This is a genomic window from Paraburkholderia sp. DHOC27, from assembly GCF_003429005.1.
Taxonomy (GTDB): domain Bacteria; phylum Pseudomonadota; class Gammaproteobacteria; order Burkholderiales; family Burkholderiaceae; genus Paraburkholderia.
In genome coordinates, this window is the sequence record NZ_QVQV01000007.1 from 315,356 (window position 1) to 328,536 (window position 13,181).

The following is a 13,181-nucleotide window of genomic DNA, read 5'->3' on the forward strand; positions in this document are numbered from 1 at the left end:
GGAGTGGACGGGCGTCCTGGCAGATCTGGGCCACCGCCGCCCAAGGCCGAGGCTGAAGCCGAAGCCGAAGCCGACTACGCTGCTAGCGCGAGTCGCGGTTCGTCCACCGGCGCCCTTCTATTGAACCCGCCTTGCGGGTCTTCTCGACGCGCCGCTGGCGCGCCGCTTTCGGGTCGATGATCAACGGACGATAGATCTCGACGCGGTCATGGTCGGCAAGCACCGCATCGAGCGTCTTGAGCTTGCCGAACACACCCACCTTCTGTTCGGCCAGATTGATCTGCGGATAGCGCTGGAGGATGCCGCTCGCGTCCACCGCCTGTTGCACGGTGGCGCCTTCGGGCAACGTGAGCGCAAGCAGCGCCTGATCGCCGCCTGGCAGCGCGTAGCAGACTTCGATCGACAGCAGCGCGCTCATGCCTTACCGTAGCGCTGGTCGGCGCGCTTCACGAACGATTCGACGAAGGTGTTGGCAATATGGCTGAACACCGGGCCAATGATCTTCTCGAGAATGATGTTGGTGAATTCGTAGTGCAACGCGAATTCGATCTTGCAGGCGTCTTCGCGCAACGCGGTGAAGCGCCAGTAGCCGGTGAACTTGCGAAACGGTCCGTCGGCAAACTCCATATCAATGCGCGTGGGCCGTTGCATGCTGTTACGCGTGGCAAAGTGCTGCTTGATGCCCTTGAAGTTGATGTCGATCTTTGCCTCCATGCCGTGCTCGTCCTGACGGCGAACCTCTACCCCGCCGCACCAGGGCAGGAAGTTGGGATAATCGGCGACATCGGTCACGAGGTCGAACATCTGTTCCGCCGAATGGCGTATCAACACGGTTTTCTGGACATCTGCCATAAATTGGACAGCACGTGGCAAGGGTGGACAAGCGCCGCGGGCTTTCCTCGCCCCGCTTTGCTAAAATCGTGATTTTAAACGAGTTGGGCACTTTCCATTCATGAGCATCATAGACAACAGAAAAGCCTTCTACGACTATTCGGTCGAAGAACGCTACGAAGCAGGGCTCGTGCTCGAAGGATGGGAGGTCAAGGCATTGCGCGCCGGCCGCGGGCAGATCAAGGAAGGCTATGTGGTCATCAAGAACAACGAACTGTTCCTGATCGGCACGCATATCAGCCCGCTACCCGAGGCCTCCACCCATATTTCGCCGGACCCCGTGCGCACCCGCAAACTGCTGCTGCATAGCGAGGAAATCAGCAAGCTGATCGGCAAGGTCGAGCAACGTGGTTATACGCTCGTGCCGTTGAATTTTCATTACAAGGGCGGCCGCGTCAAATGCGAGATCGGTCTTGCGAAGGGCAAGAAGCTGCACGACAAACGCGAAACCGAAAAGAAGCGCGACTGGGAACGCGAGAAGGCGCGGTTGATGCGCACGCCGACCTGAGCGGCAAGCTGTCTTTTGCCGACGAATGCTTTGCTGAAAAGCCCTGCTGACAAAAAAAAGCCCGCGTGATTCGCGGGCCTTTTTGTTTGCACAGCGTGTGTGTTTGCGCAGTGCTCAACGCACCTCTGTAGCGCCCTTGCCCTTGTTCACGATGGTGAGCGCCGAAGCGATCATCGCGCTCATGTTCGACAGATCGCCCGGCACGATCAGCGTCGTGCCCTGCTTGGCCAGATTGCCGAACGCATTCACATATTGTTCGGCCACCTTCAGATTCACCGCCTCCATGCCGCCGGCCGACTGGATCGCCGCCGCAATCTTCTGGATGGCCTGCGAATTGGCCTCGGCGACCGCCAGAATCGCCGCTGCCTGCCCCTGCGCCTGGTTGATCGCCGCCTGGCGCTCCCCCTCTGACTTCTGGATCGCCGCCTCGCGGCCACCCGAGGCGATATTGATCTGCTCCTGCCTGCGCCCTTCCGAAGCCGCGATCAGCGCGCGCTTCTCACGTTCCGCGGTGATCTGCGCCTGCATGGCGTGCAGGATCTCCTTGGGCGGCGTCAAATCCTTGATTTCGTAACGCAGCACCTTGACGCCCCAGTTCGAGGCCGCTTCGTCGAGCGAGGACACGATGCTGTGATTGATGTAGTCGCGTTCTTCGAAGGTCTTGTCGAGTTCGAGCTTGCCGATCACCGAACGCAAGGTGGTCTGCGAGAGCTGGGTGATGGCGAAGACGAAATTGCTCGACCCGTAGGATGCCTTCATCGGGTCGGTGACCTGGAAATACAGCACGCCGTCCACCTGCAACTGCGTGTTGTCGCGCGTGATACAGACCTGGCTCGGCACGTCCAGCGGGATTTCCTTGAGCACGTGCTTGTAGGCGATGCGGTCGACGAACGGCACGACGAGGCTCAAGCCCGGCGTGAGCGTGGCGTGATAGCGGCCGAGCCGCTCCAGCACCCACGCATGTTGCTGCGGCACGATCTTGATGGTCTGCGCCGCGATGACGATCACGATGATGAGAAGCACTGCCCCGACGATAGTCGAATCCATAGTTGCTCCAGTTTCTGGTTTGAATTGTTATGTGGTGAGGCGGCGCTCTGCGAGGTTCCTGTTTTCGAGGCTCCTCAGGTTCCGCATCACTCCCCCGCCTGGCCCCGCGCCTGTGGGCCCGTTTTCATTTCCGCGCGTTCGCCACGCTTGCAAGGCGCGCGGCTCGCGCGCATTCAGACCTGCACTGCGCGTTTGCTCGCCACGACGATCAGACGGCAACCGTCCAGTGCGCTGATTTCATAGAGCTTCGCGTCCTCCGGTTCGCCCGGCGCAAGCTCGACGTCCCATGCCGCGCCCCGATAGTTCGCGCGGGCACGCCGGTCACGCCAGCCTGTAACCGCCAGCGTCTGACCGATATCCAGGTTCACGTCGGGATTGCGTGCGGCCACCGTGCGCGTGCGCGTCCTGCGTCCAAAACGCGAGCGCCGCAGCAGCACGACAGCCGCCAGCGCCACCAGCGCAGCGACGCCAAACTGCACGTCGGGTGTGGCCCCCGCGATCCGCGCGAAGGCCGCCGCGATAAAGCCCAATGCGATCATCAGCAGATAGAAAGTGCCGCTCATCAACTCCAGCACGATGAGCACACCGGCTCCGATCCACCAGAACAGTCCACCTGGCGCCACGTCGACCTCCACAAAGCAAAACACCCCGGATCCACCGGGGTGTTTATAGCACGAAGCTGGTGCAAATTACCGCGCGTGACGGCCCACCTTGACGAGCCTCACGCAGCGGCGATGCGCACTGCTTACTGCGCGGTTGCCTTCTCTGCCGTTGTCTTGGCCAAGGCCTGCCACGTCTCGATGATCGTGTCCGGATTCAGCGAGATCGACGCAATGCCTTCTTCCGTCAACCACTGCGCGAAGTCCGGATGATCCGACGGACCCTGGCCGCAAATACCGACGTACTTGTTCAGCCGCAGACAGGTTTCGATGGCGCGCTTCAGCATGAATTTCACGGCCGGATCGCGCTCGTCGAAATCCACCGCCAGCAGTTCCATGCCGGAGTCGCGGTCGAGACCCAGCGTGAGCTGCGTCAGATCGTTCGAACCAATCGAGAAGCCGTCGAAGAACTGCAGGAACTCTTCGGCGAGGATCGCATTGGACGGCACTTCGCACATCATGATCAGGCGCAGGCCCTTTTCGCCGCGCTTCAGACCAAACTTGCCGAGCAGGCCGACCACCTTTTCCGCCTGCTTGAGCGTGCGCACGAACGGCACCATGATCTCGACGTTGTCCAGACCCATCTCTTCACGCACGCGCTTCAACGCGATGCATTCCATCTGGAACGCTTCGGCGAAGTCTTCCGCGATATACCGCGAAGCGCCGCGGAAACCCAGCATCGGGTTTTCTTCATCCGGCTCGTAACGCGAACCGCCAATCAGCTTCTTGTACTCGTTCGACTTGAAGTCCGACAGACGTACGATCACCGGCTTCGGATAGAACGCCGCCGCGATCGTCGCGATACCTTCGGTGAGCTTGTCGACGTAGAAAGCACGCGGCGACGCGTGACCACGCGCCACGCTTTCGACCGCTTTCTTCAGATCCTGATCGACGTTCGGATACTCGAGAATCGCCTTCGGATGCACACCGATGTTGTTGTTGATGATGAACTCGAGACGCGCGAGGCCGACGCCCGCGTTCGGCAACTGCGAGAAGTCGAACGCGAGTTGCGGGTTGCCGACGTTCATCATGATCTTCACCGGGATGGCCGGTAGTTCGCCGCGCTGCACCTCGGTGACTTCGGTTTCGAGCAGACCGTCGTAGATCTTGCCTTCGTCGCCTTCCGCGCAGGACACGGTGACGAGCGCGCCGTCCTTCAGCAGGTCGGTGGCATCGCCGCAACCCACCACCGCCGGCACGCCCAGTTCACGCGCGATGATCGCCGCGTGGCAGGTACGGCCGCCTCGGTTCGTGACGATGGCCGACGCGCGCTTCATCACCGGTTCCCAGTTCGGGTCGGTCATGTCGGCGACCAGCACGTCGCCCGGCTGCACACGGTCCATCTCCGACGGGTCGTGAATCACGCGTACCGGACCCGCGCCGATCTTCTGGCCAATTGCACGGCCCGTGACGATGACCTGCGACTGGCCCTTCAGCTTGAAGCGCTGCTCGGCCTTGCCGCTCGCCTGGCTCTTCACGGTTTCCGGACGCGCCTGCAGGATGAAGATCTTGCCGTCGCGGCCGTCCTTGCCCCATTCGATGTCCATCGGACGCTGGTAGTGCTTTTCGATGATCACCGCGTACTTCGCCAGCTCGATCACGTCGTTGTCCGTAATCGAGAAGCGGTTGCGCTGCTCATGCGCGACATCCACGGTCTTCACGCGGCCCGGCTCACCCGGCTTGGTGAATTCCATCTTGATCAGCTTGGAGCCGATGGAGCGACGGATGATGGGGTACTTGCCCTGTGCGAGCGTGGTCTTGTAGACGTAGAACTCGTCCGGATTCACGGCGCCCTGCACGACGGTCTCACCGAGGCCGTAGCTCGACGTAATGAACACCGCGTCCTTGAAGCCGGATTCCGTGTCGAGCGTGAACATCACGCCCGCTGCGCCCACGTCGGAGCGCACCATGCGCTGTACGCCGGCGGACAGCGCCACCTCTGCGTGCGTGAAACCCTTGTGGACCCGATAGGAGATGGCGCGGTCGTTGTAGAGCGACGCGAACACGTGCTTCATGCGATCGAGCACTTCGTCGATGCCGACCACGTTCAGGTAGCTTTCCTGTTGACCCGCAAACGACGCGTCCGGCAAATCTTCTGCCGTCGCCGACGAGCGGACCGCGAACGACAGCTCTTCAGGCGAGCTGTTCTGCAGCGTGTCGAAGCCCGCGCGAATGTCAGCCTCGAGCTTCGGCTGCAGCGGCGCGTCGACGATCCATTGACGGATTTCCTTGCCGGCTTCGGCAAGCGCTTTCACATCGTCCACGTCGAGTGTTTCGAGACGTTTGGCGATGCGTTCGGTCAGGTTGTTGTGATGGAGGAAGTCGCGAAATGCCAGTGCCGTGGTGGCGAAGCCCGTGGGCACCCGCACGCCGGCCTGGGCAAGCTGACTGATCATCTCGCCTAGCGAAGCGTTCTTGCCGCCCACGATTTCTACATCGGTCATCCGCAACTGCTCGAACGGAACTACATACGCCTGATCCTTTGCGACGTTAACTGCGTTAGTCATACAAGCCCCTAAGTGTGAAAGAAATACTCGGCTGTGCAAGTGGGCTTGGACACGAGGCGCTCATAGGAAGCGGGGTCTCGGTCTTGCACAACCTGTTGGGTAAGCAATCGCGCACTGCACGGGTGATAGTGCAGGCTTGCAAATGCCGTGCCGTGCCGCGGCGCTTTAGGGGCGCGGCACGGCACCTGAAAGCGGGCGGAAGCGAGCGGTTTGACGAAATTACTCAAAATTGCTCGAAATCGCGGCGAGTTATCAGCACAATCGCCGCAGAAGGCGGGTGGATGACCAGCGTTCGAGGCAACTTAAGCGCGGTTCGCCTGCAATTGCTTATCCAACAGGTTCTGGCTATTCTACCGTGCCGACTCTCGAAATGTGACTGTCGGACGAGAATTGCGCTTCCAACCGCGCCGCGCACGCGCCGCCGGGCTTATGGCACGGTCGCCGCGAGGCGGACAGGGCGGAACGCGCCGCCAGCGGCGCGCCGTGTCGACGTCTGCGTGGCTTGCGTTGCGTCGCTTGATGCGAGGCGTGCGCGCCGCGTAGCGTCCAGTTGGCTACCGCACATCAGGCGTCGTTACGGCGATGTAGATTCAAGCGTCCGAAGTTAGATCCGAGCGTCATTCCCGCTCACGTTCCCTGCCCCACTGATGCCGCCAACCGTATTCATCGTCTCCGACGGTACCGGGATTACTGCCGAAACCTTCGCGCACTCAATCCTCTCCCAGTTCGACCAGAAATTCCGTCTGGTTCGCGTGCCTTTTGTCGACTCGTCCGAGAAAGCCTACGCCACGCTCGAAAAGATCAACGAAGCGGTCCAGCAGGACGGCCGCCGTCCGATCGTTTTCACGACGCTGGTGGACAGTGCGTCGAACAAGATCGTCAAAAGCTCGAACGCGCTGGTGCTCGATATGTTCCAGACCTTCGTGGAGCCGCTCGAACAGGAACTGGAGTTGAAGTCGAGCCATGCGATGGGACGCGGCCACCAGAACGCGGATACCGAGGAATACAAGAACCGTATCGAGGCGATCAATTTCTCGCTGGCGCATGATGACGGTCAATCGAATCGCAATCTGGCCGACGCCGATGTGATTCTGGTAGGCGTGTCACGTAGCGGCAAGACGCCGACGAGCCTCTATCTGGCCATGCAATACGGTGTGAAGGCGGCCAACTATCCGTTGATTCCGGAAGACTTCGAACGCGGCAAGCTGCCGACACCGCTGCTCGCGCACCGGCAGAAGATGTTTGGGCTGTCTATCGATCCCCAGCGGCTCTCGGAGATTCGCAACGAGCGCCGGCCGGGCAGCAAGTACGCGGCGCCCGAAAACTGCCGTTATGAGATCAACGAAGCCGAATCGATGATGCGGCGTGAGGGGATCAAGTGGCTGTCGTCGACCCACAAGTCGATCGAAGAAATCGCGACGACGATCCTGCAAGAGATCAAGCTGGACCGGCCGACTTATTGAATAGATTGAGGAGACTGGGGCGTGTCGCGTTTCACGCGCCCCGCTGCTGCCGGCATTGCTCGAAGAGACACACGGCGGCAGCCGCTGCCACATTCAGCGATTCCATACCGCCCGGCTGCGGGATCGTGACGCGCAGCGTGACCGCATCGCGCCACGTCTGCGACACGCCCGCGCCCTCGTTGCCCATCACCCAGGCAAGCGGCCCCGACAGATCGCAATCGTAGATGGCCTCAGCGCCGTGCGAATCCGTAATGACCACGGGCACAGCGAGACGCTCGATCAGCGTTTGCGGCTCCACGTCTTCGTGGATCTGCAGCAGGAAATGCGCGCCCATCCCCGAACGCAATACCTTGGACGACCACGCGTAAGCCGTACCCGGTGCGCAGAACACCTGCTGCACGCCGGCCGCCGCCGCGCTGCGCAGAATCGAGCCCACGTTGCCGGCATCCTGCACGCCGTCGAGCACCACGCAGGTCTCGCTGACGCGCTCCGGCAACGGGGCGGCGAGCTTCTCCACCAGCAGCAGAATGCCCACCCCGTTCACCACGTTCGACAACTGGCCGAACAAGGCATCCGGCAACGTCACGATGCGCTGCGCGTCGAGCCGCGCCACGATGGCCTGAGCCTCTTCGTGACGCAACGCGCCTTCGGTGATCACACAGGTTTCCGGCTGGCCGGCGACGTCCAGATACGCGCTTGCAAGGTGGAAGCCTTCCAGCAGCGCATGACCGCTGCGACGCTGTTGATGCGTCGAGCCGGCCAGGGCCTTCAGGCGTTTATAGAGCGGATTGTCCCGCGAGGTGATGGCTTTCACAGGCAGCGCAGAGCGTCAGAAAGTGAGTGAGTCGGTGATGCGGCGAAGCGATGAGGCGTTTAGACAAACAGGCACGCGGCATGCCGCCGTGAGTACGTCAGGCGCGGGCGCCGTTTTCGTTGAATGGGTCGTCGAGCCATTCATTGGACATGTCGGCCGGGGACAGCGGCGGCAATATCTGCGTCTGACCGGTCAGCACGTCGATGGTGCCCAATGTGCCTATCGTGCCGCCCGTCCCGATGCGCAGATGCGCCTCGCGCACCGGTGCAAACGAGCGCCGATGATGCTCGCACGGCCCATGCTCACGCAGCGCGGCGAGGTGCTGCGGCGTGCCGTACCCTGAATGCGCGTCGAAACCGTAGACGGGAAAGGTTTGATGCAACTGCAGCAGCATGCGGTCGCGCGTCACTTTGGCGAGAATCGAAGCGGCGGAGATGCTTTTCACCAGCGCGTCGCCGCCGATAATCGCCTCGCTGCGAACGCTCAGCACGGGGCAGCGATTGCCGTCGATCTTGACGAGCGTCGGCACCACCGCGAGCCCTTCCACCGCGCGCTTCATCGCCAGCATGGTGGCATGCAGGATATTAAGCGTGTCGATTTCCTCGACCGACGCCGACGCGATGCAATAGCACAGCGCCCGCTCGACGATCTTGTCGTACAGTTCGTCGCGCTTTTTCGCCGTGAGCGCCTTGGAATCGTCGAGGCCGCGAATCATCGGCTTCGACGGATCGAAGATCACCGCCGCGGCCACCACCGGCCCCGCCAGCGGCCCGCGTCCGGCTTCGTCCACGCCGCAGATAATCTCGTCGGGCGCGTTGAAGTTAAAGCCGGGTTGCGCCGCAGCCGCAGCCGGCTTGCGGCGGGGCACGCGTGCGCCGGTCATCGCCGCGCTCCACGGCGTTCGACCACGCTCGCGACGACTTCAGCTGCCCGCTCAGCGGTGTTTTGCTTCAACACGTGATGCATTTCCGTGAAGATTTCCGTCAGCGTGCGCCGGTTGGCTTCGTCGCGCAACTGTTTCAGCGTGGCATCCGCGAGCGCCTCAGGCGTGGCGAAGTGCTGAAGGATTTCCGGCACCACGAAGCGCCCTGCAAGAATGTTCGGCAACCCCACGTAGGGCAAATATCCCTGGCGCCGCATGATCTGACCCGTGAGCCAAGGCACCTTGTAGGAAATCACCATCGGCTTTTTGAGCAGCGCAGCCTCGAGCGTGACCGTGCCGCTCTTGACGAGGATGGCGTCGGCGGCCGTCATGGCCACTTGCGACTGCCCTTCCGTCAGCGTCAGCGCGAGGCCCGGGCTGGCGTCGATGAGCGGCTGCAGCAGTTCGCGCAGCCCTGGTGTCGCCACCGGCATCACGAAACGCACACCCGGCTCGCGATGCTGCATCAGCTCCATCGCCGCGAAAAACGTCGGACCGATCAGATTGATTTCCGAGCGACGGCTGCCAGGCAGCACCGCGATCACCGGACCGCTCTCGGGCAGGCCCAGCGTGCGCCGCGCGCCCAACGTGTCGGGTTCGAAGGGAATCTGGTCGGCCAGCGGATGGCCGACATACGACGCGTTGACGCCGGCCTTTTCCAGCAGCGCGGTCTCGAACGGAAACACGCACAGCATGTGGTCGACCGCTTTGGCGATCTTCTTGATCCGGCCGCCGCGCCACGCCCAGATGGACGGACACACGAAGTGGACCGTCGGAATACCGGCTTCGCGCAGTGCGTGTTCGAGGCTGAAGTTGAAGTCCGGCGCGTCGACACCGACAAACGCAGCCGGCCGATCCGCCAGCAACTGACGCTTCAACTCGTTGCGAATGCTCAGAATCTCGGGGATATGACGCAGTACTTCGACATATCCGCGCACGGTCAGCTTTTCGATGGGGAAATGCGCGTCGAAGCCGGTGGCAATCATGCGCGGGCCGCCGATGCCGTAGTACTGCGTGCTGGCGGGCAGGCGCTCGGCGAGGCCATTGAGCAGGGACGCGGCAAGCAGGTCGCCGGAAGGCTCGCCCGCCACCATCGCGAGCCGCAGCGGGCTGGGTTGAAGGACCATCGGTTAGCGGATGATGCCGCGTTGCGATGCGACCACGAAGTCGACCAGCGCCTGCACCGGCGCGTCGCCGTCGCCGCCGGCCGAGGCCAGCTCGGTCAACTGCACCTTGGCTTCTTCCAGCGACAGACCGTTCTTGTACAGCAGCCGATACGCCGCGCGCAGCGCCGAAATCGCATCCGGCGAAAAACCGCGCCGGCGCAGCCCTTCGACGTTGATGCCGTGCGGCTCGGCCTTGTTGCCCGCCGCAATCACGAACGGCGGAATGTCCTGCACCAGCGCCGACGCGCCGCCCAGCATGGAATGCGCGCCGATGCGCACGAACTGATGCACGCCCGACATGCCGCCGACGATGGCGTAGTCGCCAATCGTCACGTGCCCTGCCATCTGCGCATTGCTCGCCAGAATGGTGTTGTTGCCGACATGGCAGTCGTGCCCAAGGTGCACGTACGCCATGATCCAGTTGTCGTCGCCCAGCGTGGTGACACCCGCGTCCTGCACCGTGCCGGTGTGGATCGTGGTGAATTCGCGAATGGTGTTGCGATTGCCGATCTCGAGCCGGGTGGGCTCGTCGCGGTATTTCATGTCCTGCGGCCGGCCGCCCACGGAAGCGTAATGGCCGATGCGGTTTTCTTCACCAATGGTGGTGTGGCCTTCGATCACGCTGTGCGAACCGACGGTCGTACCCGCGCCGATCGTTACGTGCGGGCCGACAATGGCATACGGCCCGATTTCAACCGTTTCGTGGAGCTGTGCGCCCGGCTCGACGATTGCAGTAGGATGAATCCTGCTCATGCGCCCTCGCTTCTGATTCCGTTGCGTTATGTGGATGCGTTACTTGCCGTCGGTGTCCGTGTGCCGGACCGCGCACATCAGATCGGCTTCCGCCGCAACGACGCCATCCACCTCGGCGCGCGCCTTGAACTTCCAGATGCCGCGCATGTGCCGCTCGAACGTGGCGTTCAGGATCAACTGGTCGCCCGGTTCCACCACCCGCTTGAAGCGCGCATTGTCGATACCGACGAACAGGTACAGCGTGTTGGCCGGATCGTGCGGCTCTTCCGAGAACGTCAAAAGCGCCGCGGTCTGCGCGAGCGCTTCGAGGATCAGCACGCCGGGCATCACCGGACGGCTCGGAAAGTGACCCATGAAGTACGGCTCGTTGATCGACACGTTCTTCAGCGCTTTGATGCTCTTGTGCGGCTCGAGTTCGAGCACCCGGTCAACGAGCAGGATCGGGTAGCGATGCGGCAGCAGCGTGAGAATCTTATGAATGTCGAGATTGATTTTTTCGGTGCTCATGGTGTTTCTGCTCACGCATTGACTGCGCGATGATGACTGCGGATACGGTTTCAGGTGGGTTGTAACGCATGCTGCCGTCGCTTCCTGTGACCTTGCAGCCCCATGCTGCACGGCCAATGCAAGCGACGCTTCCTGCTTGATCTGCCTGTTTCGCCTGACATCGGGCGCCGCGCCCATGCCGCACCGCTCATGCGATGCGCTGGCATGCGAACGGCCGCGCGATGCTCAGGCCTTGTCGCTCGGCGCGTTGGCGGCAGTAGCCGCCTCCAGCGCCTTGATACGGTCACGCAGTTTATCGAGATTACGCAGCAATGCCGCGCTTTTGTTCCAGTCCGCATGATTCACGGCGGGAAACGCGCTCGTGTACATGCCAGGCTTCAACAGCGACTTCGAGACGCCCGACTTGGCGGTCACGATCACATAATCGGCCAGTGTAACGTGCCCGGCAATACCGACCGCGCCGCCGATCATGCAGTGACGGCCGATCGTCGTGCTGCCCGCAATGCCCGCGCAGCCGGCAATCACGGTGTAAGCACCGATCTTGCAGTTATGGCCGATCTGCACCAGGTTGTCGATTTTCACGCATTCTTCGATGACGGTATCGGCCATCGCGCCGCGGTCGATCGTGGTGTTCGCGCCGATCTCCACGTCCGGACCGATCGACACCGCGCCGACCTGCGGGATCTTGACCCAGCTGCCGGTACGCGCCTCGCCCTCACCGACGAAGTCGGGGGCAAAGCCAAAACCGTCCGAGCCGATCACCGCGCCAGCGTGGATGATGACGCGCTCGCCGATCTTGCAGCCGTAGTACACGCTGACGTTCGGATACAGATGCGCCCCCGCGCCGATCTTCGTGTTGCGCCCAATCACCACGTTCGCGTCGAGCCGCACGTTCTCGCCGATTTCCACGCCCGCTTCGACCGTCACGTTGGGGCCGATCACGGCGCTCGCCGCGAGTTTCGCGGAAGGGTCGATGGTCGCGCTCAGATGCACGCCCGGCACAGCCTTCGGCGTGGCCAGGTCGATGAACGCCTGGGCGATACGGGCAAAGTAAGCGTAGGGATTCGGCGTGACGATGAAGTTGCGCGCCTCGACACCATTCAGCTTGCCGAGATCGTCAGCATTGATCAGGACAGCACCCGCACGCGTGCTCTCGACTTGCGACAGATACTTCGGATTGGCGAGGAACGCCAGCTGGTTCGGGCCCGCCTGGTCGAGCGGCGCCAGACTGCCTACGCGCTGCGACCGGTCTCCGACTACCTCACCGCCGAACTGCTGGACGATTTCCTCGAGCGTAAATGCCATGCGTGTGCTGCTCCTGCTAATCAGTTACCGGGTGTCGACGACGTGCCGTTGCTCGGCGCCGCTGCCAGCGCCTTCAGAACCTGATCGGTGATATCGATGCGCGGGCTCACGTACACGGCTTCCTGAACGATCAGGTCGTAGTGCTGCTGCTCCGCAATCTGCTTGATCACCTTGTTGGCGCGATCGAGGACGGCTGCCAGCTCCTCGTTACGGCGCTGGTTCAGGTCCTCGCGAAACTCACGCTGCTTGCGCTGGAAATCCGTGTCGAGCTGCGACAGTTCGCGCTGCTTCTCGGCGCGGTCGGCCGGCGCCATCGAAGCGCCGTTTTTATCCAGCGAATCCGACATGGTCTTGAGCCGCTGCGCCATGTCTTGCAGATCCTTGTCGCGCTTGGCGAATTCGGCTTCGAGCTTGGTCTGCGCGGCCTTGGCTGCGGCGGACTCGCGCAGAATACGATCCGAGTTGACGGCCGCGATCCTCGCTTCCTGTGCATGCGCAACGCCCACGCCAAATGTCATGGCCAGCGCCAGCGCGCACGTCACGGAGGCGAACCTCGCAAAGACCCGCCTCAAACCTGTCGAAAACATACCTGTTAGCAAAGTCATCCTCTCGATACTGTGAAGACGTCCGGCAATGCCC

At 62.3% G+C, this 13,181-nt stretch carries 14 protein-coding genes; 2 read left to right on the top strand and 12 right to left on the bottom strand.

Annotation, left to right across the window (positions count from 1 at the left end; all coding sequences use genetic code 11):
* Positions 1-82: 82 nt before the first annotated feature.
* Both D0B32_RS22985 and D0B32_RS22990 read right to left on the bottom strand, forming a co-directional pair.
* On the bottom strand, positions 83-418 hold the full coding sequence (locus tag D0B32_RS22985; protein WP_117336592.1) for an RnfH family protein: 336 nt from the start codon (positions 416-418) through the stop codon (positions 83-85).
* Positions 415-852, bottom strand: coding sequence for a type II toxin-antitoxin system RatA family toxin (locus tag D0B32_RS22990; protein ID WP_117336593.1), 438 nt, complete (start codon positions 850-852; stop codon positions 415-417). Before D0B32_RS22990 ends, D0B32_RS22985 begins: the two co-directional genes overlap by 4 nt.
* Before the next feature lie 100 nt (positions 853-952).
* On the opposite strand from D0B32_RS22990, the gene smpB reads away from it, so the two are divergent.
* Complete coding sequence (smpB, locus tag D0B32_RS22995) at positions 953-1,399, top strand: SsrA-binding protein SmpB (RefSeq protein WP_117336594.1); 447 nt, start codon at positions 953-955, stop codon at positions 1,397-1,399.
* Between the two features lie 114 nt (positions 1,400-1,513).
* Here smpB and D0B32_RS23000 read toward each other — a convergent pair whose 3' ends face one another.
* The 3 genes from D0B32_RS23000 to ppsA form a co-directional block, all read right to left on the bottom strand.
* Entirely contained in the window at positions 1,514-2,446 is a 933-nt protein-coding gene (locus D0B32_RS23000; RefSeq protein ID WP_117336595.1) for an SPFH domain-containing protein, read from the bottom strand.
* 173 nt (positions 2,447-2,619) lie between these two features.
* Positions 2,620-3,069 (bottom strand): NfeD family protein, encoded by a 450-nt coding sequence (locus D0B32_RS23005; RefSeq protein WP_117336804.1) that lies wholly within the window; start codon positions 3,067-3,069, stop codon positions 2,620-2,622.
* 122 nt (positions 3,070-3,191) lie between these two features.
* Positions 3,192-5,612: a phosphoenolpyruvate synthase gene (gene ppsA / locus D0B32_RS23010; RefSeq protein ID WP_117336596.1), complete on the bottom strand. Its 2,421-nt coding sequence runs from the start codon at positions 5,610-5,612 to the stop codon at positions 3,192-3,194.
* Between the two features lie 647 nt (positions 5,613-6,259).
* On the opposite strand from ppsA, the gene D0B32_RS23015 reads away from it, so the two are divergent.
* Positions 6,260-7,075 carry a pyruvate, water dikinase regulatory protein gene (locus D0B32_RS23015; protein ID WP_117336597.1) on the top strand — a complete coding sequence of 272 codons (816 nt, stop codon included), beginning with the start codon at positions 6,260-6,262 and terminating at the stop codon, positions 7,073-7,075.
* Between the two features lie 31 nt (positions 7,076-7,106).
* Here the strand turns inward: D0B32_RS23015 and D0B32_RS23020 are convergent, their stop codons facing one another.
* The 7 genes from D0B32_RS23020 to D0B32_RS23050 form a co-directional block, all read right to left on the bottom strand.
* Positions 7,107-7,889 (bottom strand): RNA methyltransferase, encoded by a 783-nt coding sequence (locus D0B32_RS23020; protein ID WP_117336598.1) that lies wholly within the window; start codon positions 7,887-7,889, stop codon positions 7,107-7,109.
* 97 nt (positions 7,890-7,986) lie between these two features.
* Complete coding sequence (gene rnhB, locus D0B32_RS23025; RefSeq protein ID WP_259295106.1) at positions 7,987-8,772, bottom strand: ribonuclease HII; 786 nt, start codon at positions 8,770-8,772, stop codon at positions 7,987-7,989.
* Positions 8,769-9,938: a lipid-A-disaccharide synthase gene (lpxB, locus tag D0B32_RS23030; RefSeq protein ID WP_117336599.1), complete on the bottom strand. Its 1,170-nt coding sequence runs from the start codon at positions 9,936-9,938 to the stop codon at positions 8,769-8,771. Before lpxB ends, rnhB begins: the two co-directional genes overlap by 4 nt.
* Positions 9,939-9,941: 3 nt before the next feature.
* Positions 9,942-10,730, bottom strand: coding sequence for an acyl-ACP--UDP-N-acetylglucosamine O-acyltransferase (lpxA, locus tag D0B32_RS23035; protein WP_117336600.1), 789 nt, complete (start codon positions 10,728-10,730; stop codon positions 9,942-9,944).
* Between the two features lie 39 nt (positions 10,731-10,769).
* Positions 10,770-11,237 (bottom strand): 3-hydroxyacyl-ACP dehydratase FabZ, encoded by a 468-nt coding sequence (gene fabZ / locus D0B32_RS23040; RefSeq protein ID WP_117336601.1) that lies wholly within the window; start codon positions 11,235-11,237, stop codon positions 10,770-10,772.
* A gap of 225 nt (positions 11,238-11,462) precedes the next feature.
* Positions 11,463-12,542, bottom strand: coding sequence for a UDP-3-O-(3-hydroxymyristoyl)glucosamine N-acyltransferase (gene lpxD, locus D0B32_RS23045; RefSeq protein WP_117336602.1), 1,080 nt, complete (start codon positions 12,540-12,542; stop codon positions 11,463-11,465).
* Positions 12,543-12,562: 20 nt separating this feature from the next.
* Positions 12,563-13,141, bottom strand: a complete 579-nt coding sequence (locus tag D0B32_RS23050) for an OmpH family outer membrane protein (protein WP_404935589.1) — start codon at positions 13,139-13,141, stop codon at positions 12,563-12,565.
* Between the last annotated feature and the right edge of the window lie 40 nt (positions 13,142-13,181).

Coding starts and splice junctions, on each gene's coding strand:
- D0B32_RS23015 (WP_117336597.1), top strand. CDS start 6,260: ATGCCGCCAACCGTATTCATCGTCTCCGACGGTACCGGGATTACTGCC.
- ppsA (WP_117336596.1), bottom strand. CDS start 5,612: ATGACTAACGCAGTTAACGTCGCAAAGGATCAGGCGTATGTAGTTCCG.
- fabZ (WP_117336601.1), bottom strand. CDS start 11,237: ATGAGCACCGAAAAAATCAATCTCGACATTCATAAGATTCTCACGCTG.
- lpxD (WP_117336602.1), bottom strand. CDS start 12,542: ATGGCATTTACGCTCGAGGAAATCGTCCAGCAGTTCGGCGGTGAGGTA.
- lpxB (WP_117336599.1), bottom strand. CDS start 9,938: ATGGTCCTTCAACCCAGCCCGCTGCGGCTCGCGATGGTGGCGGGCGAG.
- lpxA (WP_117336600.1), bottom strand. CDS start 10,730: ATGAGCAGGATTCATCCTACTGCAATCGTCGAGCCGGGCGCACAGCTC.
- D0B32_RS23000 (WP_117336595.1), bottom strand. CDS start 2,446: ATGGATTCGACTATCGTCGGGGCAGTGCTTCTCATCATCGTGATCGTC.
- smpB (WP_117336594.1), top strand. CDS start 953: ATGAGCATCATAGACAACAGAAAAGCCTTCTACGACTATTCGGTCGAA.
- D0B32_RS22990 (WP_117336593.1), bottom strand. CDS start 852: ATGGCAGATGTCCAGAAAACCGTGTTGATACGCCATTCGGCGGAACAG.
- rnhB (WP_259295106.1), bottom strand. CDS start 8,772: ATGACCGGCGCACGCGTGCCCCGCCGCAAGCCGGCTGCGGCTGCGGCG.
- D0B32_RS22985 (WP_117336592.1), bottom strand. CDS start 418: ATGAGCGCGCTGCTGTCGATCGAAGTCTGCTACGCGCTGCCAGGCGGC.